19 protein-coding genes are annotated in these 22,650 nt (G+C 72.0%); 9 read left to right on the top strand and 10 right to left on the bottom strand.

What is annotated here, in order from left to right; translation table 11 throughout:
- Position 1: 1 nt before the first annotated feature.
- On the bottom strand, positions 2 to 1,048 hold the full coding sequence (locus OG432_RS09505; RefSeq protein ID WP_328309706.1) for a DUF4097 family beta strand repeat-containing protein: 1,047 nt from the start codon (positions 1,046 to 1,048) through the stop codon (positions 2 to 4).
- Positions 1,049 to 1,222: 174 nt separating this feature from the next.
- On the opposite strand from OG432_RS09505, the gene OG432_RS09500 reads away from it, so the two are divergent.
- On the top strand, positions 1,223 to 2,056 hold the full coding sequence (locus OG432_RS09500) for a hypothetical protein (RefSeq protein WP_328309704.1): 834 nt from the start codon (positions 1,223 to 1,225) through the stop codon (positions 2,054 to 2,056).
- A gap of 136 nt (positions 2,057 to 2,192) precedes the next feature.
- Here the strand turns inward: OG432_RS09500 and OG432_RS09495 are convergent, their stop codons facing one another.
- Entirely contained in the window at positions 2,193 to 2,384 is a 192-nt protein-coding gene (locus OG432_RS09495; RefSeq protein ID WP_328309702.1) for a DUF6104 family protein, read from the bottom strand.
- 266 nt (positions 2,385 to 2,650) lie between these two features.
- Between OG432_RS09495 and OG432_RS09490 the strand changes: the two genes are divergently transcribed.
- Positions 2,651 to 2,848 carry a DUF6191 domain-containing protein gene (locus OG432_RS09490; RefSeq protein WP_328309700.1) on the top strand — a complete coding sequence of 66 codons (198 nt, stop codon included), beginning with the start codon at positions 2,651 to 2,653 and terminating at the stop codon, positions 2,846 to 2,848.
- A gap of 160 nt (positions 2,849 to 3,008) precedes the next feature.
- On the opposite strand, the gene OG432_RS09485 is transcribed toward OG432_RS09490, so the two are convergent.
- The 4 genes from OG432_RS09485 to OG432_RS09470 all read right to left on the bottom strand — a co-directional run bounded on the left by OG432_RS09485 (position 3,009) and on the right by OG432_RS09470 (position 9,800).
- A complete protein-coding gene (locus tag OG432_RS09485) occupies positions 3,009 to 6,836 on the bottom strand; it encodes a multifunctional oxoglutarate decarboxylase/oxoglutarate dehydrogenase thiamine pyrophosphate-binding subunit/dihydrolipoyllysine-residue succinyltransferase subunit (protein ID WP_328309698.1) in 3,828 nt (1,275 codons plus the stop codon).
- A gap of 280 nt (positions 6,837 to 7,116) precedes the next feature.
- Positions 7,117 to 8,307 carry a HAMP domain-containing sensor histidine kinase gene (locus tag OG432_RS09480; protein ID WP_328309696.1) on the bottom strand — a complete coding sequence of 397 codons (1,191 nt, stop codon included), beginning with the start codon at positions 8,305 to 8,307 and terminating at the stop codon, positions 7,117 to 7,119.
- Positions 8,304 to 9,041, bottom strand: coding sequence for a response regulator transcription factor (locus tag OG432_RS09475; RefSeq protein WP_120721417.1), 738 nt, complete (start codon positions 9,039 to 9,041; stop codon positions 8,304 to 8,306). Before OG432_RS09475 ends, OG432_RS09480 begins: the two co-directional genes overlap by 4 nt.
- A 90-nt stretch (positions 9,042 to 9,131) precedes the next feature.
- Positions 9,132 to 9,800 (bottom strand): spermidine synthase, encoded by a 669-nt coding sequence (locus tag OG432_RS09470; protein ID WP_328309690.1) that lies wholly within the window; start codon positions 9,798 to 9,800, stop codon positions 9,132 to 9,134.
- A gap of 362 nt (positions 9,801 to 10,162) precedes the next feature.
- On the opposite strand from OG432_RS09470, the gene OG432_RS09465 reads away from it, so the two are divergent.
- Positions 10,163 to 10,987, top strand: coding sequence for a rhomboid-like protein (locus tag OG432_RS09465; protein ID WP_328309689.1), 825 nt, complete (start codon positions 10,163 to 10,165; stop codon positions 10,985 to 10,987).
- Between the two features lie 152 nt (positions 10,988 to 11,139).
- Here the strand turns inward: OG432_RS09465 and OG432_RS09460 are convergent, their stop codons facing one another.
- Complete coding sequence (locus tag OG432_RS09460) at positions 11,140 to 11,811, bottom strand: GNAT family N-acetyltransferase (protein ID WP_328309687.1); 672 nt, start codon at positions 11,809 to 11,811, stop codon at positions 11,140 to 11,142.
- A 297-nt stretch (positions 11,812 to 12,108) separates the two neighbouring features.
- Here OG432_RS09460 and lon point away from each other — a divergent pair, with 297 nt between their 5' ends.
- A complete protein-coding gene (gene lon / locus OG432_RS09455) occupies positions 12,109 to 14,523 on the top strand; it encodes an endopeptidase La (protein WP_328309685.1) in 2,415 nt (804 codons plus the stop codon).
- 30 nt (positions 14,524 to 14,553) lie between these two features.
- On the opposite strand, the gene OG432_RS09450 is transcribed toward lon, so the two are convergent.
- Both OG432_RS09450 and OG432_RS09445 read right to left on the bottom strand, forming a co-directional pair.
- A complete protein-coding gene (locus OG432_RS09450) occupies positions 14,554 to 15,354 on the bottom strand; it encodes a trypsin-like serine peptidase (RefSeq protein WP_328309683.1) in 801 nt (266 codons plus the stop codon).
- 142 nt (positions 15,355 to 15,496) lie between these two features.
- Positions 15,497 to 16,321: a lysozyme gene (locus OG432_RS09445; RefSeq protein WP_328309681.1), complete on the bottom strand. Its 825-nt coding sequence runs from the start codon at positions 16,319 to 16,321 to the stop codon at positions 15,497 to 15,499.
- 283 nt (positions 16,322 to 16,604) lie between these two features.
- Between OG432_RS09445 and OG432_RS09440 the strand changes: the two genes are divergently transcribed.
- Positions 16,605 to 17,060 (top strand): MarR family winged helix-turn-helix transcriptional regulator, encoded by a 456-nt coding sequence (locus OG432_RS09440; protein WP_328309679.1) that lies wholly within the window; start codon positions 16,605 to 16,607, stop codon positions 17,058 to 17,060.
- A 224-nt stretch (positions 17,061 to 17,284) separates the two neighbouring features.
- Here OG432_RS09440 and OG432_RS09435 read toward each other — a convergent pair whose 3' ends face one another.
- Complete coding sequence (locus OG432_RS09435) at positions 17,285 to 18,070, bottom strand: hypothetical protein (protein WP_328309677.1); 786 nt, start codon at positions 18,068 to 18,070, stop codon at positions 17,285 to 17,287.
- A 336-nt stretch (positions 18,071 to 18,406) separates the two neighbouring features.
- Between OG432_RS09435 and OG432_RS09430 the strand changes: the two genes are divergently transcribed.
- Genes OG432_RS09430 through OG432_RS09415 form a run of 4 tightly spaced genes read left to right on the top strand, consistent with a single transcriptional unit; the run spans position 18,407 to position 22,650 of the window.
- Positions 18,407 to 21,133: a sensor histidine kinase gene (locus OG432_RS09430; RefSeq protein WP_328309675.1), complete on the top strand. Its 2,727-nt coding sequence runs from the start codon at positions 18,407 to 18,409 to the stop codon at positions 21,131 to 21,133.
- Positions 21,130 to 21,645 (top strand): roadblock/LC7 domain-containing protein, encoded by a 516-nt coding sequence (locus OG432_RS09425; RefSeq protein WP_328309673.1) that lies wholly within the window; start codon positions 21,130 to 21,132, stop codon positions 21,643 to 21,645. Before OG432_RS09430 ends, OG432_RS09425 begins: the two co-directional genes overlap by 4 nt.
- On the top strand, positions 21,642 to 22,052 hold the full coding sequence (locus OG432_RS09420) for a DUF742 domain-containing protein (RefSeq protein WP_328309671.1): 411 nt from the start codon (positions 21,642 to 21,644) through the stop codon (positions 22,050 to 22,052). Before OG432_RS09425 ends, OG432_RS09420 begins: the two co-directional genes overlap by 4 nt.
- Complete coding sequence (locus tag OG432_RS09415) at positions 22,030 to 22,650, top strand: GTP-binding protein (RefSeq protein ID WP_328309669.1); 621 nt, start codon at positions 22,030 to 22,032, stop codon at positions 22,648 to 22,650. Before OG432_RS09420 ends, OG432_RS09415 begins: the two co-directional genes overlap by 23 nt.

Below are 22,650 nucleotides of genomic sequence, written 5' to 3'. Positions count from 1 at the left end.
GTCAGAGCACCTTCTTGGTCGGGCCGGTGGGGCCGGTGGGGCCGGTGGGGCTGGTCGGCCCGGTCGGGCCGGTGGGGCCACTGGGACCGATGGGGTCGGTTGGGCCGACCTCGTCGGTGGGGCCCACCTGGTCGGTGGGGCCCGCCTGGGCGTCGGCGCGGAAGGCGCCCTCGCCCGGCATCGCGTCCTCGAAGGGCGGCTCCTCGAAGGGAGCGTCCTCGAAGGGCGGCTCCTCGTCCGCGGGCCTGCGCAGCAGCGCGATCGAGCCGGACACCGTCGTCGCCCTGAGCGTCCCCGTCCCCGCTCCCAGCGTGCCGGTGATCTTCTTCGTGCCCCACTGCCCGTCGACCCGCAGATCCTCGAAGGCGCTGGAGACGCGCCCGCTCGCGGTGTTGGCCTCGACCTGCGCGTCGGCCGGGTGCGGCAGCCGGATGGCGATCTCGCCGGACACCGTGGTCAGGCGGATGTCGGTCGCCTTCGTGCCGGGGTCGAGGTCCAGCATCATGTCGCCGCTCACGGACTCGGCCGCCACGGCGGACCCCGCCCCCTCGACGACGGTCAGATGTCCGGAGACCGACTTGAAGCGGAGGTCGCCGGTGACCGCCTGGGCCTCCACGTGGCCCGTGACGCTCTCGGCGCGGACCGGTCCTGCGAGCTTGACGAGCGTCGCGTCCCCGCTGACGCCCCGGACCTCCGTGCGTCCCCGGATCCCGGAGACCACGGCGCCCGCGCCGACCACGCCCACCTCGACGTCCGCGCCCGCGGGCACGGCGAGCGAGACCACCGCGCTGCGGTTCCAGCCCTTGCGGTCGAGCCACTTGAGGAAGCCGCGCCACTGCAGATCCTCATAGGCGACGGTGAGGGTCGATCCCTCGCGCGTCACGATCAGCGGCGGCCCCTCGACCTCGCTGATCTCCAGGCGCGCGGAACTTTCCTCGGTGCCCACGACGTTCACTGTTCCGTTGACGACGCGGACGTGGACCTTGGTCAGCGGCTCGTCGAACGTGAGCTTCTGCGACTCTCGGACGGCCCATGTGGACTCGGGCATGTGCTGACCTCCTGGGCGCTGCGCACGGATACGATCAGACGCAACATATCGCGTCTCTCGCTAGACACGATATATCGCGGGTTGGGAAAGTCAAGGCGCGCCCGCGGGCCCGAACCGTGCTCACTCGGGTGTCCGTAGGGGGAAATGCGCCGTTATGTGATCTAGCGTGGGGGCGTGCCCGTCGCCCCTGCCGTCACCCCCGGAGCGTTGCTCCTCTGCCGTGCCGAACCCGCGGTGGTCCGCCCGGTCGCCCATCTGCTGCGCGAGCCGATGCTGCTTGCGCCGGCGGGGGAGGGCTGGAGCCTGCTCGTTCCCTCGGCCAAGCCCTGGCTCGCCGGTGACGACCCGGTCGACCAGGTGCTCGCCGGCTGGGCGGGCGCGCTCACGGTCGGCGCGGGCCGGCCCGCGCTCGCGCTGTGGTGGGACGGCTCCCGGGCGGGCTACACCCTGGCCTCGGGCTTCCGCCGCACGGTCGGCTACGTCTGGCTCGCCGACGGCACGCCGGTGGGTGAGAGCGAGGCGATGCGCACGTTCGCCGCCCGGCTGGGCCTCGATCCCGTACGCGACGTGGAGACGCTCGACGGGCTGACCCGCCCCGATCCGGCCGCCGACGCGCGCGCCCGTCTCCTCGGTCTGCTCGCCGTCCTGGCTCGTACGGGAGTCGCGCTGCCCGTCGGCCTGACCCCTGGCGAACGGACCGACCGGCTGCGATCGGTGGCCGAGGCGCAGGGCGCCGAGACGGTCGAGTGGTCCGGCTGGCGCGATGCCGTGCGCGCCGAACTCGACGCGGTCGAGGACGGACCGGCCGGCCCGTGGGTGCGCGGACCCAAGGCCCGGCTCCTGGGCGGCGCCCAACTCGCCGCGGGGCTCCCGCTGGCGCTCTGGGGGCTCGCCCGCCGCAGCGGCGGCTGGACGGCGGCGGGCACGATCCTCGTCGCCCACGGGGCGCTGGGGCTCGCGTACGACCGGATGCGGGACGCGTCGCACGGCTGGCGGGTCTGCGGCTGACGCGCATACGCGTACTACGCGTACTACGCGTACTACGCGTACTACGCGTCAGGCGCTCACACCCTCGAACCGCTGCTGCCGAGCCGGTCGCGCCGGCCCGTCCGGCGCACTCTCCTCGGGACGCCAGCGCTTACCGCTACTCCTCGTCCTCGTCCTCGTCCTCGTCGTCGAGCCGGGCCAGCCAGGTGGCGAGCCGCTCCACGGGGACCTCGAAGTCCGGGTTCAGGTCGACGAAGGTGCGCAGCTGCTCGGCGAGCCACTCGAAGGTGACCTCCTCCTCGCCGCGCCGCTTCTCCAGCTCCTCGATGCCGCGGTCGGTGAAGTACACAACTTGCTCCTGGGACGACGTACCGGATGTTCGGCCCTCAGGGTATCCGGCGGCCGCCGGAGGGCGCGGGCGCCCGCCGTCGGGGCGAGGGAGTCCGCGTGCCCGGTTCGCCGGGCGGGTCCGGGGTACCGCGAGGTCAGCGTCCCCGAGCGCTCGTGCGGGCCGTCCCCGGAGCGCGGCCGGCGGATCCGGTGGCCATGATCGGGATCGGACGGGCGCCGCACGGCGTTGTGTGGGTACGGGACGGCTGACGGAGGTGGCTTCGGATGTTCGGTGGGCTCGACGAGCTTTTCGCGCCAGGGCGGCGGCACACGGAAGAGGAGCGCCGCCGCCAGGAGATCACGCTCGACGAGGTCGGCGACTCCGATCCGGGGCGCGGCCCCATAGACCTGGCCAGCGGCAGCGTCGTCATACGGGTGCCCCCGCCCGACAGCGCCGACGGCGCGGAGCACGACGAGAGCTGAGGGCGACGAGAGCTGAGCGCGACGAGAGCTGAGCGCGAGCACGCCGAAGGGCCCGGCACCCCCGTCGACCGGGGGTGCCGGGCCCTTCGTGTACGGACTCGCACCTGCGTGACCGGCCACCGCCGGTCCGCGGCCCGAGGACCGCGGCCCCGCGGGGCGCTTACGCCTCGAAGACCTCGTTCACCAGCTGCTCCTGCTCCTGCTCGTGGCGCTTCTTCGAGCCGACCGCCGGGGACGAGCCGTGCGGCCGCGAGATGCGGCGCAGGCGCTCGCCGTGCGGCACGTCCGCGCCGACGGCCAGGTCCAGGTGGTCGATCAGGTTGAGCGCGATGAACGGCCAGGCACCCTGGTTCGCCGGCTCCTCCTGGGCCCACAGGTACTTCTCGGCGTTCGGGAACTTGGCGATCTCCGCCTGGAGCTCGGCACCCGGCAGCGGGTACAGGCGCTCGATGCGGATGATCGCCGTGTCGTTCGCGCCGCGCTTGTCGCGCTCGGCGGCCAGGTCGTAGTAGACCTTGCCCGCGCAGAACACGACCTTGCGGACCGCGCTCGCGTCCACGTGCTCGTCTCCGATCACCGGGCGGAAGCCGCCGTTGGTGAACTCCTCGGCCTTCGACGCCGCCGCCTTCAGACGCAGCATCGACTTCGGGGTGAAGACGATGAGCGGCTTGTGGTGCGGGTTGTGGACCTGCCAGCGCAGCAGGTGGAAGTAGTTCGACGGCAGCGTCGGCATGGCGACCGTCATGTTGTTCTGCGCGCACATCTGGAGGAAGCGCTCCGGGCGGGCGGACGAGTGGTCCGGGCCCTGGCCCTCGTAGCCGTGCGGCAGGAGCAGCGTGACGCCGGAGGTCTGGCCCCACTTCTGCTCGGCCGAGGAGATGAACTCGTCCACGACCGTCTGGGCGCCGTTGACGAAGTCGCCGAACTGCGCCTCCCACATCACCAGGGACTCGGGACGGGCCAGCGAGTAGCCGTACTCGAAGCCCATCGCCGCGTACTCGGAGAGCAGCGAGTCGTAGACGTTGTAGCGCGCCTGCTCGTCGGACAGGTACATGAGCGGGGTGTAGTCCTCGCCCGTGACCTGGTCGACCAGGACCGCGTGGCGCTGGCCGAAGGTGCCGCGGCGGGTGTCCTGGCCGGAGAGCCGGACCGGCACGCCCTCCATGAGCAGCGAACCGATGGCCAGGGTCTCGCCCATGCCCCAGTCGATCGTGCCGTCCTCGACGGAGGCGGCGCGGCGCAGCATCTGCGGCATCAAACGCGGGTGCACGGTGATCCGGTCGGGGATGTTCACCTGCGACTCGGCGATGCGCTTGACGATCTCCTGGGAGACCGCCGTGGAGACCGCGACCGGGAACTGCGCCTGCGCGTCCGAGGAGTGGATCTCGCCCGGCGCCGAGGTGGCCTCGCGGACCTCCGCGAACACCTTCTCCAGCTGGCCCTGGAAGTCCTGCAGGGCCTGCTCGGCCTCTTCCAGGGTGATGTCGCCGCGACCGATGAGCGACTCGGTGTAGAGCTTGCGCACCGAGCGCTTCTTGTCGATCAGGTTGTACATCTGCGGGTTGGTGAACTGCGGGTTGTCGCCCTCGTTGTGACCGCGGCGGCGGTAGCAGATGAGGTCGATCACGACGTCCTTGTTGAACGTCTGGCGGAACTCGAAGGCGAGCCGCGCGACACGGACCACGGCCTCCGGGTCGTCGCCGTTCACGTGGATGATCGGCGCCTCGATCATGCGGGCCACGTCGGTGGCGTACATGGAGGAGCGCGACGACTCCGGGGCGGCGGTGAAGCCGACCTGGTTGTTGATGACGATGTGGACCGTGCCGCCGGTGCGGTAGCCGCGCAGCTGCGACATGTTCAGCGTCTCGGCGACGACACCCTGGCCCGCGAAGGCCGCGTCACCGTGCAGGGCGACCGGCAGGACCGTGAAGTCCGTGCCGCCCTTGTTGATGACGTCCTGCTTGGCGCGGGCGACGCCCTCCAGGACCGGGTCGACCGCCTCCAGGTGCGAGGGGTTCGCGACGAGCGAGACCTTGATCTGCTCGCCGTCCAGGCCGGTGAAGGTGCCGGAGGCGCCCAGGTGGTACTTCACGTCGCCGGAGCCGTGCATCGACTTCGGGTCGAGGTTGCCCTCGAACTCGCGGAAGATCTGCGCGTACGACTTGCCGACGATGTTCGCGAGCACGTTCAGGCGGCCGCGGTGGGCCATGCCGATGACGACCTCGTCCAGGCGCGACTCGGCGGCGCTGTCGATGACGGCGTCGAGCAGCGGGATGACCGACTCGCCGCCTTCGAGCGAGAAGCGCTTCTGGCCGACGTACTTGGTCTGGAGGAAGGTCTCGAACGCCTCGGCCGCGTTCAGGCGGCGCAGGATGCGCAGCTGCTCCTCGCGCTCAGGCTTGGAGTGCGAGCGCTCGACGCGGTCCTGGATCCACTTGCGCTGCTTGGGGTCCTGGATGTGCATGAACTCGATGCCGGTGGTGCGGCAGTACGAGTCGCGCAGGACGCCGAGGACGTCGCGCAGCTTCATCAGGGACTTGCCGGCGAAGCCGCCGACCGCGAACTCCCGCTCCAGGTCCCACAGGGTGAGGCCGTGCTCGGTGATGTCCAGGTCGGGGTGCTTGCGCTGGCGGTACTCCAGCGGGTCGGTGTCGGCCATGACGTGGCCGCGGACCCGGTAGGAGTGGATCAGCTCGAAGACGCGGGCGGCCTTCGTGACGTCGTCGTCGTGCGAGGCGTCGATGTCCTTGAGCCAGCGGACCGGCTCGTAGGGGATGCGCAGCGCCTCGAAGATGTCGTCGTAGAACTCGTTGTCGCCGAGCAGCAGGTTGGCGACGATCCGCAGGAACTCGCCGGACGCCGCGCCCTGGATGACCCGGTGGTCGTACGTCGAGGTGAGGGTCATCACCTTCGAGATGCCCAGCTTGTTCAGGGTGTCCTGCGAGGTGCCCTGGAACTCGGCCGGGTAGTCCATCGAGCCGACGCCCATGATGACCGACTGTCCGGGCATCAGACGCGGCACGGAGTGCACGGTGCCGAGGCCGCCGGGGTTGGTCAGCGAGACGGTGACGCCGGTGAAGTCGTCCATCGTCAGCTTGTTGTTCCGGGCGCGGCGGACGATGTCCTCGTACGCCTGCCAGAACTCGAAGAAGTCGAGCGTCTCGGCCTTCTTGATGCCGGCGACGACCAGCTGGCGGTCGCCGTTGGGCTTCACCAGGTCGATGGCGAGGCCGAAGTTGATGTGCTCCGGCTTGACCAGGGTCGGCTTGCCCTCCTTCTCGACGAAGGAGTGGTTCATCGACGGCATGGCCTTGATGGCCTGCACCATCGCGTACCCGATGAGGTGGGTGAAGGAGATCTTCCCGCCGCGGGCGCGCTTGAGGTGGTTGTTGATGACGATGCGGTTGTCGAACAGCAGCTTCACCGGGACCGCGCGCACGGACGTGGCCGTGGGGACCTCGATGGAGGCGTTCATGTTCTTGGCGACCGCGGCGGCGGGGCCGCGCAGCGTCACGTACTCGGGGCCTGCCGGGGCCTCGGTGGCCGCAGGAGGCTGCGCGGCGCCGGCCGCTCCGGTGCTTGCACCGGACTTGGGGGCGGCCTTGGCGGCCGGTGCCGTGGCGGCGGGCTTGGCGGGCGCGGCGGCGGCCGCGGGCTTCGCCTGAGCCGGTGCCGGGACGGCGGCCGGTGCGGCGGCCTTGGCCGGCGCCGGAGCGGCGGCCGGGGTCGCCGGTGCCGGGTCGGCCGGAGCGGGCGCGGCCGCGGTGGGAGCACCCTGGACAGGGTTGTCCGCCGTGCCGGTGGCGCCCGGCTTGTAGTCGGCGAAGAAGTCCCACCAGGCTCGGTCGACCGAGTTGGGGTCCTGGAGGTACTGCTGATAGATCTCGTCGACAAGCCACTCATTGGCACCAAAGCCGGCCGCAGGGTTCTTGCCCTGCCCGTCTTGGTCGGTCGAGACGCTCGAATTACTGGGGGACTGAGACGACACGGCGGTAACCGCCCTCTTCCGCTTCACAAGGTGATGGACAGCGGAAATAAAGGCTACGCCTTGCCGGCCGGGACGCGCAGACGGGGCAGGCCACAGTCGCGTAAGTCACACCGGAAGCCGTGTTTCGGGGCGTGAAATGGCGGGAAACAAGCGTGGTTCCGCTTCTCTCGGGCCCCTTCGGGTACGCGACAGTGCGGCCGCAGCCCCCTGGACCGCGCCCCGGAAGGACCGCTTCCGCCGAACACCACGCAGAACGACCGCTTCCGGTTCGAACTTTACGTCAATTTTGCGGATGGGGACTCCCCGGCAGAGTGACCTGGATCCGGCAGCCACGTGCGGATTCGGCCACGCCGATCCGGCCACCGTGCAGATCCACCGCCCAGCGCGCGATGGCCAGGCCGAGCCCCGTCCCGCCGTCGCTGCCCGGCCCGTGCGGCGAGGGCGCGGTGCCGCGGTTGAAGCGCTCGAACACCCGGTGCCACTCCGACTGCGGTATCCCGGGCCCCTCGTCGAGGACCTCCAGGTCCAGCGAACCGGGATGCGCGCCGCGCCGGGCCCGCACCGTCACGCGGCCGTGCGGAGGGGAGTGCTTGACCGCGTTGTCGATGAGGTTTGCCACAACCTGGTGCAGCCGCTCCGCGTCCGCGTGCGCGGTCAGCTCGGGCGGCGACACGTCCAGGTGCAGATGGACGTCGGTGCGCTGGTGGTTGCCCGAGCCGGAGGACAACTTGCGCTGGGCGGCCGCCAGGTTGGCCTCCTTGAGGACGCCCGACAGATACGGCCACACCTCGAAGCGGTGGGCGCGCAGCGTGACGACTCCGTTGTCCAGGCGGGAGAGGTCCAGGAGGGTCTCGACCAGGCGGCCCAGGCGCTCGGTCTGCTTGAGGGCCGTGCGCATCGTCTCCGGATCCGCCGCGGAGACGCCGTCCACCACGTTCTCCAGGACCGCGCGCAACGCCGCGATGGGCGTGCGCAGCTCGTGGGAGACATTCGCCACGAGTTCCTTGCGGTGGCGGTCCACGGCCTCCAGGTCGTCGGCCATGCGGTTGATGGTGCCCGCCAGGTCGCCGAGTTCGTCGCGGCGGTCGGCGCCGCGCACCCGGCGCGTGTAGTCGCCGTGCGAGATGGCGCGGGCGACGGTGTTCATCTCGTCCAGCGGGGCGGTGAGCCCGTGCGCGACGAACTGGGTGATCAGGAGGGTCGCTATCACCGAGAACACGGTGATGAAGCGGAGCTCGGTGCGGGTCTGCAGGGCCACCATGAGCAGCCCGGTCGTGATGAACACGGAGACCACGACGAGGGTGCCGAGCTTCGTCTTGATCGATATCGACACCGACCGCAGCCCCGCCGCGACCCGGCCCCTCAGTCCTCGCCTGGCCCTGGCCCATCTGCCGCGTCTGCCCGGCTCGTCCCACCCGGGCCGCTCGCCGCTGCCGCGCAGCTGCCGGGCCCGGTCTCCCGCCCGGCTCATGGCGCCGGGGTCTCCAGCGCGTAACCCACGCCGTGGACGGTACGGATCCGCTCGGCCCCGATCTTGCGGCGCAGCGCCTTGATGTGGCTGTCCACGGTGCGGGTGCCCGAGGCGTCCGCCCAGTCCCACACCTCGGCGAGCAGCTGCTCGCGGGAGAGCACGGCGCGCGGCGTGTTCGCCAGGCAGCTGAGCAGGTCGAACTCGGTCGGCGTCAGGTGGACGTCCTCGCCGCGCACCCGTACCCGGCGCTGCGCGTGGTCGATCTCCAGCTCGCCGAGCCGGAGTATGCCGGTACGCGGTGTGGTGGCGGCGAGCGCGGCGCGCTCCACCCGGCGCAACAGGACGTGCACCCGGGCCGCGAGCTCGCGCATCGAGAACGGCTTGGTCATGTAGTCGTCCGCGCCGACCCCGAGCCCGACCAGCATGTCGGTCTCGTCGTCGCGAGCCGTCAGCATGAGGACCGGCACGGGCCGGCGGGCCTGGACCCGGCGGCAGACCTCCAGGCCGTCGAAGCCGGGCAGCATGATGTCGAGCACCATGAGGTCCGGCTGCCAGGCCTCGGCGGTGTCGACGGCGGCGGGGCCGTCGAGTGCCGTCTGCACCTGGAAGCCCTCGGCCCGCAGACGGGCCGCGATGGCGTCCACGATTGTCGTGTCGTCCTCGACGACCAGCACCCTGCGCTGGGCGCCCGGCGTCGCCGCGACGCCGTTGTGGCCGGTGTGAGTCTGCTCCATCGGTTGCCCCGCCCTGACTGTGCTCGCCCGGGGATCCGTGGGGTGATCCCCTGTGTCGGTCAGAGACTAGAGGCACTTTCCTTATCTCGGCTACGCAGGGCGAACGCCGAGATGGACCACGTCAGGGACGCCCCGGGCAACTCGGATCTCTTCGGTACGTACCCCGGTGAATCCGGCATTACGGAGCGCCTGCTCAAAGGCGGTGGACGGCTGCGCGGACCATACGGCGAGCACTCCGCCGGGGTTCAACAGCCGTGCGCAGTGGGCGAGTCCGGCCGGCGAGTACAGGCTGTCGTTGCCCTCGGTGACGGTCCAGTCGGGCCCGTTGTCGATGTCGAGGCAGAGCGCGTCGAAGCGGTCCTGGGTGATACGTACGTAATCGACCAGATCAGCATGGATGATCCGGGTACGCGCATCGGACAGGGCCGGGTCCGAGATGGTGCGGAGCGGGCCCGTGCGGTGCCAGTCGACGATGGCGTCCTCCCGCTCGACGACGGCGATTTGGCCCCAGCGCGGGTCCCGCGCCGCATGTGCGAGGGAGAACCCGACACCGAGCCCGCCGATGAGAACGTGAGGGTCGCTCACGGTTGGCAGAAGTGTGGCGTACGCCGCATCGACGAGCAGGCGTTCCGAGCGGCCGTCCGATGTGTCCATGAGGAAGCATCCGTTGGCGATGATCTCGAAGTGGGCTCCGCGCCGCCGCAGCACGACCTCCCCGTGCGGGCCCTGGCGCCGGTCGAGGGTGGCGATGTCGTCCATGCCCGCGAGAATGCCGCGTCGGGCGCCACCGCGCACGCGAATTGCCCGGCGCGGACGGGGTGTTCGCGGGTCGGTCGTGCGCACGGATCGGCGGTCGCGGCCGTGACGCGCGCCGGAGCCGCCGCGCGTACGGTTCGCGGACCGGGGGACCGGGTACGTGCCGGTAGCCCCTGACGCACGGGACGGGTCCGAGGTTGTCTCGTGTGGCGCACGCCATAGACGCGGCCGGAGTCGTTCGCGGAAGGTGTGCGTTGCAGGGACGTAGTTGTAGGGATCCAAGCGAGTACGCGACACGGCCGAGAACGCGGGCGTGGCTTGATTCGGGGCGCGCCCGCCGCGTCCCGGGGGAGGGGCCTCACCCGGTGCATCCGCTCGAAACCCGGCAGCCCGCACCGGCGGGGAACGCGCCGCCCGCCGACGCGCCGCAGGCCGTCGCCCCGGGCGCCCTGGCCTGTGCCCCGGCGGGCCCGCAGGGCGCCACGGCCCTCGACGCGATACCCGCGCAGTGGCCGAGGGGCGAGTCGGCGGACGCGGTTACGAGTCCGCCGCCGGGCGCGCGCGGCGGACTCGGCCGGATCAGGCGGCTGCTGCCCTCGCCCGCCACGACCCCCTTCGCCTTCGGCTACGCGCTGCTGCTCCTGGCGACCTCGCTGTACGCGCAGTACGGCGACCGGGGCACCGTGGACGCCCTGCTCCAGGGGTCGAGCACCGACGTGGCCCACCTCTCGACGCGGCCCGTCCTCGCGATCTTCGCGAGCGCGCTGTGGATCGCGGGGGGCGTCGTATCGCCGTACGCGGTCGCCTTCGTGTTCGTCCTCGCCGCCCTGGAACACCGCATCGGAGGCTGGCGCACGGCGGGCGTCTTCCTGCTCGGCCATGTCGTGGCGACGCTGGCCACCGAGATCCCCGTCGCGCTCTCGGTGCTGGCCGGCCATCTGCCCGAGAGTTCGCTGCACCGCCTCGACTACGGCATCAGCTTCGGCCTGATGGCCACGGTCGGGGCCCTCGCCGGTCTGCTCGTCCCCTTCCTGCGCTGGACGTCGCTCGCCGTGGTGGGCGTGCTCCTGACCCAGGACCTGCTGGACATCTCGGACCCCCTGGCCGCCTGGGGACACCCGATAGCGCTCCTCGTGGGCATCGCGTGCTGGCCGGCGGTGCGGCGGGTGGGGCTCGCACCGCCGGGCTGACCCCGGCCCGCTCGGCCGGCCGCCCCCGACCGGGCAAGGGCGTGCCACAGCTGCTTGACGTACTGGAGCACCTCGTCCCCGCTGCAGAGCTGCCGAATCCGGCCCATGCGGGCGAGCCGGGCGGGCGTGTGCCCGGCTTTCCCGCGGGGTGGTCAGCTCGTCGAGGGTTTGAAGACCAGGCTCGCCATGGGGGAGCGGGTCTCCCAGCCCAGGGAGGTGTAGAGGGAGCGGCCCTCGGGGGTGCCGACCAGGATGCCGGTGCGGGAGCCCGCCTCGTGGGCGGTGTTCTGCAGGGTGCGCATGACCAGGCTGCCCAGGCCCCGGCGCTGGTGGCCGGGCGATGTCTCGATCTGGTCGGCGACGGCGGTCGGGCCGGTCGGCGCGATCTGGCCGCGAGCCGCGAAGTGGCCCTCGGCGGTGCGGACGAGGACGCGGGTCACACCGCCCCGGGTCCATGAGGTGAGGGTGTAGCCGGCCGGCACCTGTGGCCGTTCGGCGGTGAGCGGAACGGACATCAGGAAGCCCGGCTTGTCGAACTGCCAGCCCTCGGCCAGCCACGGCCGTACGGTGTGGTCCTCGGCGAACAGTTTCAGCCACGTACCCGGTGCGCTCGTGGCGGCCACGAGGGCCCGGACGTCCGCCTCGGCCGGCACCGGAAGCACATGCCGCGACACGTGATGGACCTGCCCGGCGTCAATGGTCCAGCCCCACGGCCGGTCCATGGGATCCGACGTCCCGCGCGAAACGACCCAGCCGTCGATCCAGGCCCGCACCAGTGCCCCGATCGAGGCCCGGTCCGGTATCGCAGCCGTCACCAACGTCATTGCCGCCTCCTGGGGTGCGCATGGATGAGTAATAGATGAAATGGCGGTTTGAACCTTACCGTTTCGTTCTTCTCGTGCAACCCCCAGGGCGAGGGGTCCCTGCCGCCCGGCGGCCGTGCACCGCATCGCCCCGGGGTGCGGTCCGATCACCGGCCCGCACGCCGCGACCCCGACCGCCGCCCCACCCCTGACTGCCGCGCGCGCTTGATCGCTCAGAGCGAACGCCCCCCGGGGAACATTCCTCGACTCACATGCATTGAGTCGGCATAGCTCAACTTGACTGCCGAAGGGGAGATCATGGCTACCGAGTCCACGGCGTACACATCGACCAACCTGCCCGTGCTGCCGCTCGACGACGAGGTCGTGCTGCCCGGCATGGTGGTGCCGCTCGACCTGTCCGATGCCGAGGTGCGGGCGGCCGTCGAGGCCGCTCAGGCCGCAGCCCGGCCCGATGCCGGGAAGCCGCAGGTGCTGCTCGTGCCGCGGATCGACGGGACGTACGCCGCGACCGGTGTGCTCGGGACCGTCGAGCAGGTCGGACGGCTTTCCGACGGGGACCCCGGCGCCCTCATCCGCGGCCGCCACCGCGTGCGGATCGGCGCCGGCACCACCGGGCCCGGCGCCGCCCTGTGGGTGGAGGGCACCCGGGTCGAGGAGACCCTGCCCGAGCCCCTGCCGGGCCAGGTGACCGAACTGGTCAAGGAGTACAAGGCGCTCGCCACCGACTGGCTGAAGCGCCGCGGCGCCTGGCAGGTCGTCGACCGCGTCCAGCAGATCGAGGGCGTCTCCGCGCTCGCCGACAACTCCGGATACTCGCCGTTCCTCACCACCGCCCAGAAGGCCGAGCTCCTGGAGACCAGCGACCCGGTGGCCCGCCTCAGGCTCGCCACCGAGCAGCTCCGCGAGCACCTCGCCGAGCAGGACGTCGCCGAGTCCATCGCCAAGGACGTACAGGAGGGCGTGGACAAGCAGCAGCGCGAGTTCCTGCTGCGCCGCCAGCTCGACGCCGTACGCAAGGAGCTGCGCGAGCTCAACGGCGAGAGCGGCGATGACGACGAGAGCGACGACTACCGCGCCCGCGTCGAAGCCGCCGACCTGCCCGAGAAGGTCCGCGAGGCCGCCCTCAAGGAGGTCGAGAAGCTGGAGCGCGCCAGCGACCAGTCGCCCGAGGGCTCCTGGATCCGCACCTGGCTCGACACGGTCCTCGAACTGCCCTGGAACGAGACCACGGACGACGTGTACGACATCCGGGGAGCGCGGGCGGTCCTCGACGCCGAGCACGCGGGGCTCAAGGACGTGAAGGAGCGGATCACCGAGTACCTCGCGGTGCGCAAGCGGCGCGCCGACCGTGGGCTCGGGGTCGTCGGCGGCCGCCGCGGCGGCGCCGTGCTCGCCCTGGTCGGACCGCCGGGAGTGGGCAAGACCTCGCTCGGCGAATCCGTGGCGCACGCCATGGGCCGCAAGTTCGTGCGCGTCGCGCTCGGCGGCGTACGCGACGAGGCCGAGATCCGCGGCCACCGCCGCACCTACGTCGGCGCGCTGCCCGGCCGGATCGTACGGGCCATCAAGGAGGCCGGGTCGATGAACCCGGTCGTGCTGCTCGACGAGATCGACAAGGTGGGCTCCGACTTCCGGGGCGACCCGGCGGCCGCCCTGCTCGAAGTCCTCGACCCGGCGCAGAACCACACCTTCCGCGACCACTACCTGGAGGTCGAACTCGACCTCAGCGACGTGGTCTTCCTCGCCACCGCCAACATCCTCGAAGCCATCCCCGAGGCGCTGCTCGACCGCATGGAGCTGGTCAGGCTCGACGGCTACACCGAGGACGAGAAGGTCGTCATCGCCCGCGACCACCTGCTGCCGCGCCAGCTGGAGCGGGCCGGTCTGGAGGCCGGTGAGGTCGTCCTGGAGGACGCCTCGCTGCGCAAGCTGGCCGGCGAATACACCCGGGAGGCGGGCGTACGGAACCTGGAGCGCTCCATCGCCCGGCTGTTGCGCAAGGTGGCCGCCGAGCACGAACTGGACCAGCGCGAGCTGCCGTTCACCATCGCCCCCGACGACCTGCGGGGCCTGATCGGGCGGCCGCACCACGTGCCCGAGTCCGCGCAGGACCCGGCCGAGCGGCGCACCGCGGTGCCCGGCGTGGCCACCGGCCTCGCCGTCACCGGGGCAGGCGGCGACGTCCTGTTCGTCGAGGCCTCCCTCGCCGACCCGGAGACGGGCGCGGCGGGCCTGACTCTCACCGGTCAGCTCGGCGACGTGATGAAGGAGTCCGCGCAGATCGCGCTGAGCTTCCTGCGCTCGCACGGGGCCGAACTGGAGCTCCCGGTAGGGGACTTGAAGGACCGGGGCGTGCACGTCCACTTCCCGGCGGGCGCGGTCCCCAAGGACGGCCCGAGCGCCGGCATCACCCTCGTCACCGCGCTGTCCTCGCTCCTGTCCGGGCGGCAGGTGCGCACGGACGTGGCGATGACCGGCGAGGTGTCGCTGACCGGGCGCGTCCTGCCGATCGGCGGGCTCAAGCAGAAGCTGCTCGCCGCGCACCGCGCCGGGATCACCACCGTCGTGATCCCCAAGCGCAACGAGGCCGACCTGGACGACGTCCCGGCGGAGGTCCTGGAGAAGCTGGAGGTCCACCCCGTCACCGACGTCCGTCAGGTCCTGGAGATCGCACTGTCCCCGGCGGAGGTCGCGATGGCTGCGGCCGCCTGAGCACCAGGTGTCCCGGGCGGGCCCCGGGGGTCAGGCGCGGGTGGCCCGCTCGTACAGCGAGCGGGCCCCCGCGTCGAACAGGACCGCCGTCGACTCCGCGTCCGTGTCACCGCCGCTCAGCACGCCGATGATCCGGCCCATCCGGTCGGCGCCCCGGTATCCGGTCAGCCAGGGGCTGCCGCTCGTGCCGTCCCAGAAGCCCCCGCACTGCATCCGCATCATCGCGTGCACCTCGGTGTCGCGGTGGGTGTCCGTGGTGCAGATGACGGGCCGGTTCTCGGGGTTGTGGTCCTCGATCGGATAGCCCACGACGGTCACCCGCTGGTCCGGCCCCGCGCTCCAGTCCGGCGTCGAGGAGCCGACCACGCTCTGCACGCTGCGGCCCCCCGCGTCCGGCTCCAGGGTGAGGAAGGCGTAGTCCACCGCGTCGTCCTGGTCCGCGGTCCACCGGTCGTCGATCTGGGCGGCCCGCACCTTCCACTTCCCGTACGGATACGTGCCCCCGTCCGGCCCCGCGAAGCCCGGCGCGAACTCCACCTCGTCGGCCGGATGGGCGGCCGCGCAGTGCGCCGCCGTGGCGATGACATTGCCGCGCGGGCTGCTCACCACGCTCGCCGTGCAGTAGTGCTCGCCCCCGGTGACCAGCACACCGACCGACGGGGTGTTCGGCGCGGGCACGGCGCTGGTCTGGGTGCGGGGGGCCCCGGAGGGCGCGGTCTCGGACTGCGGGGACGAGGCGGCGGACCCGCCGCACCCCGCGCCGCCGAACAGCACGACCGCGACCGCGGCGACCGGGGCCACCGTCCGCCTCACCCTTCCCAAGCTGCGCATGGCCTCCATCCTGACGCATGAGACACACGAAATGGGGTCACCTGTGCGGCTCGTGACCCGTTCGGGGCGGTGGTGCGCCCGGAGACACGGAAGGGCCCCCGGCGACGCAGCGCCGGGGGCCCCGTCCGTGTGGGGGTCCGGGTCAGCCGTTGGCCAGTGCCTGCAGCCGGTCGTACGCCCCGTTGAAGCGGGAGTGGTCGCCGACCGTGGGGCCGGACGAGGTGTACTGCCACATCGTGTAGTAGTCCCAGCCGGCCGGCAGGGCGCCCGCGTCGGTGTTGTAGCGGGCGATCCAGAGCGGGTTGGTGGACCCGAAGGCGCCGGAGTTCCCGGTGCACTGGCTCCACCAGCTGGCGGCCGTGTAGATCACCGCGTCGCGGCCGGTACGGGACCGGTACTCGTTGGCGAAGTCGCGGATCCAGCTGACCATGCCGGCCGCCGACTTGCCGTAGCAGGCCGCGCCGTAGGGGTTCCATTCGATGTCGAGCGCGCCGGGAAGGGTCCGGCCGTCGCGCGACCAGCCGCCGCCGTGGTCCACGAAGTAGTCCGCCTGGGCGGCGCCGCCCGTGGTGTCCGGGGTGGCGAAGTGGTAGGCGCCGCGGATCATGCCGACGTCGTACGAGCCGTTGTACTGCTGAGGGAAGGAGGGGTTGTTGTAGTACGTGCCCTCGGTGGCCTTCACGTAGGCCCATTTCACGCCGGTGTTCCACAGTGTGGACCAGGCGACGTTGCCGTTGTGGCTGCTGGTGTCGACGCCCTCGGTCTGGATGGCGCGGGTGTCACGGGGCAGACCGCCCACCCCGTCGTGCGCGGCGACGCCCATGCCCAGGGTCGCGGAGCCGCGCGCCGGGGTGTCGGCGGCGCCGGACGTCCCGGTGAAACCGAGGACGAGGGCGAGGGAGGAGAGGAGGATCCCGGCCGCGGTGAAGGGTCCGCGGCGGGCCGTTCCGGATCTGTGCACGGGCATTGCGTGCCTCCGAAAGGCTCGGTGGGGGCTGGGACTTGACGGCTCGGGTCGACATGCCGACGTATCGCTGTGGACATGTCACAGATGACGCTACGCACGTAGACCGTTGGCGCGAAAGAGGCTTCAGGGTATGCCGTTGGTTCAGACCTTTGGCGGCCGCGACACGCTGCGACAACGGACCGGTTCGGCGGAAACTTTCAGCCGCGGCCGGCTCGGGCGCCATCCGCGATGCGGAGCGCACAGCGCGCTGGGAAATACTGTGCCGTCACGACACACCTACGGCATGGGAGCCGACGTGCACGGTCCGGATCAGGAGTTCCTCGCGCTCGAACGCGAGCTGGCCGTCTTTCTGCGGCGGGCCAGGGCCTCGTCCGGCGAGATGGCCCGCGAGGTCCACCCCGATCTCGAACCGGCGGCGTACGGGCTGCTGGTACGGCTCGACGAGGCCGGGCCGCAGCGCGCCACGGAACTGGCCGGGTACTTCGGGGTGGGCAAGGCGACGATGAGCCGTCAGCTCCACGCGCTCGAGGACCTCGGCCTGGTGGCCCGGGAGCCCGACCCCGCGGACGGGCGCGCCTCCCTGGTCCGCATCACGCCGGAGGGTACGGCGAGGTTCGGGCGGGTGCGGGATGCCCGGCGCGAGCGGTACGTCCGCAAACTGGCCAACTGGAACCGCTCGGAGATCTCCGAGCTGGCCCGCCTGTTGCACCAGCTGAACGCAGCCGCAGCCGACGGCTAGCCCGCGGGTCACCCCGGGCCCCTTTCGCGTAGTTCCCCGCGCCCCTGACCCCGCTTTCGTCTGCGGACCGTCCGTGGCTGGTCGCGCAGTTCCCCGCGCCCTTGCCTGCTCGGTGCCGGGCAGCATGGGCATCCGCAGCCCGTCATGGGGGTCCCCCCTGCCCCTTGAGGCCTTGACGGAAATTGAGGACGAGCGCGCTTGAGGCGCGAACCGGGGGCTGGGGCTTACAGGTCGACTACGACGACCGTCGCGTCGTCGTGGCGCTTGCCCCGGCGCAGGAAGCTCCGCTCGCCGTCCGCCACCTCGAGCTCCCGGACCCGCTCCACCAGCCCGTCCGGCCCCGCCTTGCGCACGAGCGCCACGCAGTCCGCCCACGACCCCTCGCGGAACGTGTCGACCCAGCGGGTCGCGCCGTCCGTGAGGGCGAGCAGTGCCCGCACCCCGGCGAGCGGCTCGCGGCCGGTCACGGCGCGGGCGGCCACCGAAGGATCCGCCGCCGCTGTGAAGAAGCCGCCCTCCTTGTTGCGCACCAGCGCGTCCGCGATCTCCTCGCTCGCCAGGGACGCCGGCGGCACCCGGTCGAGCCGGTCGTCCAGGATCGCCCGCACCGTCCCGTCGCCCGCCTCGACGAGCAGCGCCGAGTCCGACAGGACCAGATACTCCAGCTCGGCCGCGTCCCACCGGGCGAGCACCACGGTTGCCTGAGGCGTACGAGCGTGAGAAAGGTCACAGGTGTCGCGATGGGCGTCGGCCGTGCGCCGTATGGACTCGGCCAGAATCCCGGTCAGCGTCATGTCCCGCCGCGAAGCCGACAGTTCGGTCAAAGCGCCGCCGAGCCGCGCGGTGAACCAGGGCACGTCGTGCACACAGTCCCCATTGCCGGGCAGCGGCGTCACCCCGTCGAGGGCGACGAGTACTCCGCCCAGGCCCGAGGCGGGCAATGCGGTGGCGGCCCAGTCCTCGTTGGGGCGGGCGGGGTCTCCGGGAACGGTGGTGAGCTGGATGCGCATGCCGGCCAGTCTGCACGACGTATTCACGACACCTCCAGGAGCGCGCCCGCGCCGCCGGACGCCCCGTCAATTGGCCTGTACCTGGGGGCGAACCACATAATCACGGGAGAATCCGTCACTGGGCCCGGCTGTGGGCGGGCATCCTGCCAAAGGCCGCGCGGAACTTCCAACCGGCGTCTCACGGCGGCACGGCGCGGCGTTCCACGGGAGTTGATGGTCAACTCCGAAGTGATGTTCACTCGTTCAGGTGGCCGAGCAGTGACTACTCGTCATGACCAGTCGTCACCTTGGCTTCCTTGGTGGACTGGCAAACACGAGTGAAGATTGAGAGCACCGGTGCAGAACAAGCGGCCTCGGGGCGACGACGGCACACGCGCACAACGCACCGCGAGGGTGCGGAGCCGCCTGGTCGTCTCCGTCGCCGTTGTCTCCCTCGCCGTGCTCGGAGCCGGCGCGCCCACCCTGTTCGCGGCCTCCGCGGACCTCACCGATTCCCAGCACCTGGCCACCCTCGCCCAGCTGAACCAGCAGACGGTCAGCCTCGCCCACGCGCTGGGCGACGAGCGCGACGCCGTCACGGAGTACATCGCGGCGGGCCGGCCCAGCGGTCGGGACGCGGCGCTCAAGGAGCCGGCGGTCCGCGTCGACCGGCAGATCGACGAGCTCCGCGCCACCGCCCCCGCCACCCTCTCCCGTGACCTCGCCACCGTGCCGGCCCTGCGCCGCACCGCGCTCACCGGCAAGGGCACGGCCCTCGAAGCGCAGAAGGCGTACTCCGACGTGGTCGCCACCCTGCTCGCCGTCGCCGACGAGCTCGCCGACCGTACGCCCCCGCGCGCGGCCGACGCCGTACGGGCGCCCGGCGCGCTCGGCCGGGCCGCCGAGCAGGCGTCGGCCACCCGGGGGCTGCTGCTCGGCGCGCTCGCGGTTCCGCCGGGGCCGACGTCGCGGGTGTTCGACCCGGCGACCGGCAAGTACGTACAGAAGGAGAAGGGCGACGGCGACACGGCCCGCGTGCGCGACGCGCTGAGCGCCGCCGCCCAGCAGGCCCACGTGCGCGAGCAGTCCGCGCTGGCCGACTTCGACCAGGCCGCCGGCGCCGACGCGCGCGACAAGGTCGCCACCACCGTCACCGGCCCCGACGTGGACGCCGCCGACGACTACCTCACCCGCCTCACCGACCAGCCCCAGCTCAGTGCCGCCGACCGCAAGTCCGACCCGGAGGCGGTGGACGCCGCGCTCTCCGCGCGGATCGAGCGGATGCGCGGGGCCGAGGCGGCCCTCGCCACCGCTCAGGTCAAGCGGTTCGAGCAGCTGCGCGACGACGACGTGAGCGCCCTGGAGCTGCGGATCGGCCTGATCGGCGCGCTGGTGCTGCTCGCCATCGGCGTCTCCTCCGCCACCGCCCGCAGCCTGACCCGTCCGCTCGCCGTGCTCCGGCGCGGCTCGGCCCGCCTCGCGGGGGCGCCGGAGAGCGAGGAGCCGGTGCGCTTCACCGGCCGCAACGACGAGTTCGCCGAGGTCGTGCGCTCCCTCAACGAGCTGCACGGCCGGGTCGTGGAGCAGCACACGCGGGCCGACGGACTCGACGAGGACCTCGTCAAGCAGCGCGGCCGGCAGTCGCGGCTCGCCGCCGACAAGGGCGAACTGCTCGGCCACGTACGCGAGTTGACCGCCGAGCTGGAAAAGGCGCGGGGCACGGTCAAGCACGCCTTCGTGAATCTGGGGCTGCGCAGCCTCGGGCTGATCGAGCGCCAGCTCACCGTGATCGAAGGGCTAGAGGAGCACGAGGAGGACCCCGACCAGCTCGCGGTCCTGTTCAAGCTGGACCACCTGGCCACCGTGATCCGTCGCCACGGCGAGAACCTGCTCGTCCTGGCCGGCGTCGAGCACCACCACAACCATCCGGGCCCGGTCCCGCTCGTCGACGTCATGCGGGCCGCGGTCAGCGAGATCGAGCGGTACGAACGGGTCGCCATCCAGGCCCTGCCGCCGTACGCGCAGGTCGCCGGGTACGCCGCCGACGACCTGAGCCACCTGGTCGCCGAACTCCTGGAGAACGCCACCTCGTTCTCGCCGCCGGACTCCCAGGTCCAGCTGTCCGGCTGGCAGTTGGAGGGCGGCGACATCATGCTGTCCATCCAGGACGCGGGCATCGGGGTGCCGCCCGAGCGGCGCGCCGAACTCAACCGCAGGCTCGCCGACCCGGCGTCCTACGAGCCCGGCGAGCCCGGCACCGAGGCGGGCGGCCTCGGCCTCCACGTCTCGGCGCTGCTCGCACACCGGCACGGCGTGCGCATCGAACTGCGCGAGCAGAAGCAGGGCGGTGTCGCGGCGGTCGTGGTGCTGCCCGGCGCGATCCTGCCCACCGCCCCGCCGGAGGCGGCCCCCCATCTGGTGCCCGCCCAGGGCGACGCCCCGCGCTTCACCCTGCCGGGCGCCCTCGCCGAGGCCAACTCCAATGTGCTGCCGGAGCGTACGGAGCGCACGGGCGAGGTGACACGGCCCGCCGACGCGCAACCGGCGGACGCCCCGGCCCCCGCCCCGGCCCCCGGGCGGACCGCCCCGGCGCCCGCAGAGCCGAGCGGCTTCACGCACCTCTTCGAGCCGACCGCACCCGCCGAGCCGACCGAGCCCGTCGCGTCCGAGCCGGCCCACGCCGCCCTCGACGAGCCGACCTTCGAGATGCGGCTCCCCGAGCCCCGCCCCGCCGCGCCCGAGCCGCAGGCTCCGTCGCACGAGCCGGAACCGGAGCCGCAACCCGAGCCGGAACCCGAGTCAGAGACGCTGACCATCCCGCCGGCGGCACCCGAGCCCGAGCCCGAGCAGCGGCTCACCGACAAGGGTCTGCCCAAGCGGACCCCGCAGGTCGTCAAGGCCGGGCCCGCCCAGGCGCGGGAGCGCAAGGGCGGCAACGACGCGGCCGAGGCGCTGCGGCGCCGGCTCGGAGGTTTCCAGCAGGGCGCGAACGAGGGCCGCCGCGACGTGGCGGCGGAACTCGACACCACGCAACAGCAGGCAGACAAGGACACGGGGGAGACAGTCGAGGAGGTACGCGGATGAGTGCGACCGGCACCGGCCCCGGCAGGCCCGGCAGCGGCACGCCCGGCACCGGCACGATCGGAACGAGCACCGAGGCCCGGAATCTGCAGTGGCTGCTCGGGAACCTGGTCGAGGAGGTGCCAGGGCTCGTCTCCGTCGCCGTCGTCTCGTCGGACGGCCTGCTGCTGCTGTCGTCCGACCCGGAGCAGCGCCAGGCCGTCGTCGACCGGCAGGGCCCGCGCGGCTCCAGCGCCGACCTCGCCACCATCGTGTCCGGCATCGGCAGCCTCACCGTGGGGGCCGCCCGGCTGATGGACGGCGGCGGCGTCAAGCAGACGATGGTCGCGATGGAGGAGGGCAGCGTCTTCGTCATGTCCATCAGCGACGGATCCCTGCTCGGCGTGCACGCCACCCCGGACTGTGACATGAGCGTCGTCGCCTACCACATGGCGCTCTTCGTGGGCCGTGCCGGACATGTCCTGACCCCCGAAGTCCGCAGCCAACTGCGCCAGTCGATGGAGGCCGCCCAGTGACCCCGCCCGCCGAGAAATCCGCGCGGCTCCCGATACGCGGCGCGGACCGGAAGCCCGCCCGTGTCCGCCCGTACTCGCTGACCGGTGGCCGCACCCGGTTCGGCCACGTGCTGCTCGTCGAGACGTTCGTCGCGGCCATCGAGGCGCCGCCCGAGCGCAAGGAGCTCGGCGGCAGCCCGCACCGCGTCATGCCGGAGATGCTCGCGATCGTGGAGATCTGCCGCGCGATGCGTACCGTCGCCGAGATCTCCGCGCTCCTCAAAATGCCGCTCGGCGTGGTCAGGGTGCTCCTCAGCGACCTGGCCGACCAGGGAAAGATACGCGTCTACGGCACCGGGCACGCCCCGGGCCAGCCCGACCGCGCACTGCTCGAAAGGGTGCTGAGTGGACTCCGCCGTCGCCTCTGAACTCCTCCTGCCCGAGGAGGAGTTGCTTCCCTGGCAACAGGACCGCAGCCGGGCTCCCATCGCCACGAAGGTCGTGGTCGCGGGTGGCTTCGGCGTGGGCAAGACCACCTTCGTCTCGTCCGTCTCCGAGATCACGCCGCTCCAGACCGAGGCGGTGATGACCCGGGCCAGCGAGGACACCGACGACCTCACGGCGACCCCGGACAAGCTGACCACCACGGTCGCCATGGACTTCGGCCGCATCACCCTGGACGACGACCTCGTCCTGTACGTGTTCGGCACACCCGGGCAGCAGCGGTTCTGGTTCATGTGGGACGACATCGTGCGCGGCGCGATCGGCGCGGTCGTGCTCGCCGACACCCGGCGCCTGACGGACTGCTTCCCCGCGCTCGACTACTTCGAGAGCTGCGGGCTCCCGTACATCGTGGCCGTCAACCACTTCGAGGGCACCGAGTCGTTCGAGCCCGAGGACGTGCGCGAGGCGCTCACCGTGGCGCCGCACATCCCGGTGGTGATCATGGACGCGCGCGACCGGGTCTCGGTGATCGAGTCGCTGCTCGGCCTGGTCGGTCACGCCCTCGAAGCCTGCCCCGAATAG

The organism is Streptomyces sp. NBC_00442, assembly GCF_036014195.1.
Lineage (GTDB): Bacteria > Actinomycetota > Actinomycetes > Streptomycetales > Streptomycetaceae > Streptomyces.
Note: the sequence above shows the minus strand (reverse complement) of the source record. Positions and strands in the feature narration are given on the sequence as shown.

Coding starts and splice junctions, on each gene's coding strand:
- OG432_RS09440 (WP_328309679.1), top strand. CDS start 16,605: ATGGGAGCCGACGTGCACGGTCCGGATCAGGAGTTCCTCGCGCTCGAA.
- lon (WP_328309685.1), top strand. CDS start 12,109: ATGGCTACCGAGTCCACGGCGTACACATCGACCAACCTGCCCGTGCTG.
- OG432_RS09475 (WP_120721417.1), bottom strand. CDS start 9,041: ATGGAGCAGACTCACACCGGCCACAACGGCGTCGCGGCGACGCCGGGC.
- OG432_RS09425 (WP_328309673.1), top strand. CDS start 21,130: ATGAGTGCGACCGGCACCGGCCCCGGCAGGCCCGGCAGCGGCACGCCC.
- OG432_RS09460 (WP_328309687.1), bottom strand. CDS start 11,811: ATGACGTTGGTGACGGCTGCGATACCGGACCGGGCCTCGATCGGGGCA.
- OG432_RS09490 (WP_328309700.1), top strand. CDS start 2,651: ATGTTCGGTGGGCTCGACGAGCTTTTCGCGCCAGGGCGGCGGCACACG.
- OG432_RS09480 (WP_328309696.1), bottom strand. CDS start 8,307: ATGAGCCGGGCGGGAGACCGGGCCCGGCAGCTGCGCGGCAGCGGCGAG.
- OG432_RS09450 (WP_328309683.1), bottom strand. CDS start 15,354: ATGCGCAGCTTGGGAAGGGTGAGGCGGACGGTGGCCCCGGTCGCCGCG.
- OG432_RS09435 (WP_328309677.1), bottom strand. CDS start 18,070: ATGCGCATCCAGCTCACCACCGTTCCCGGAGACCCCGCCCGCCCCAAC.
- OG432_RS09505 (WP_328309706.1), bottom strand. CDS start 1,048: ATGCCCGAGTCCACATGGGCCGTCCGAGAGTCGCAGAAGCTCACGTTC.
- OG432_RS09470 (WP_328309690.1), bottom strand. CDS start 9,800: ATGGACGACATCGCCACCCTCGACCGGCGCCAGGGCCCGCACGGGGAG.
- OG432_RS09445 (WP_328309681.1), bottom strand. CDS start 16,321: ATGCCCGTGCACAGATCCGGAACGGCCCGCCGCGGACCCTTCACCGCG.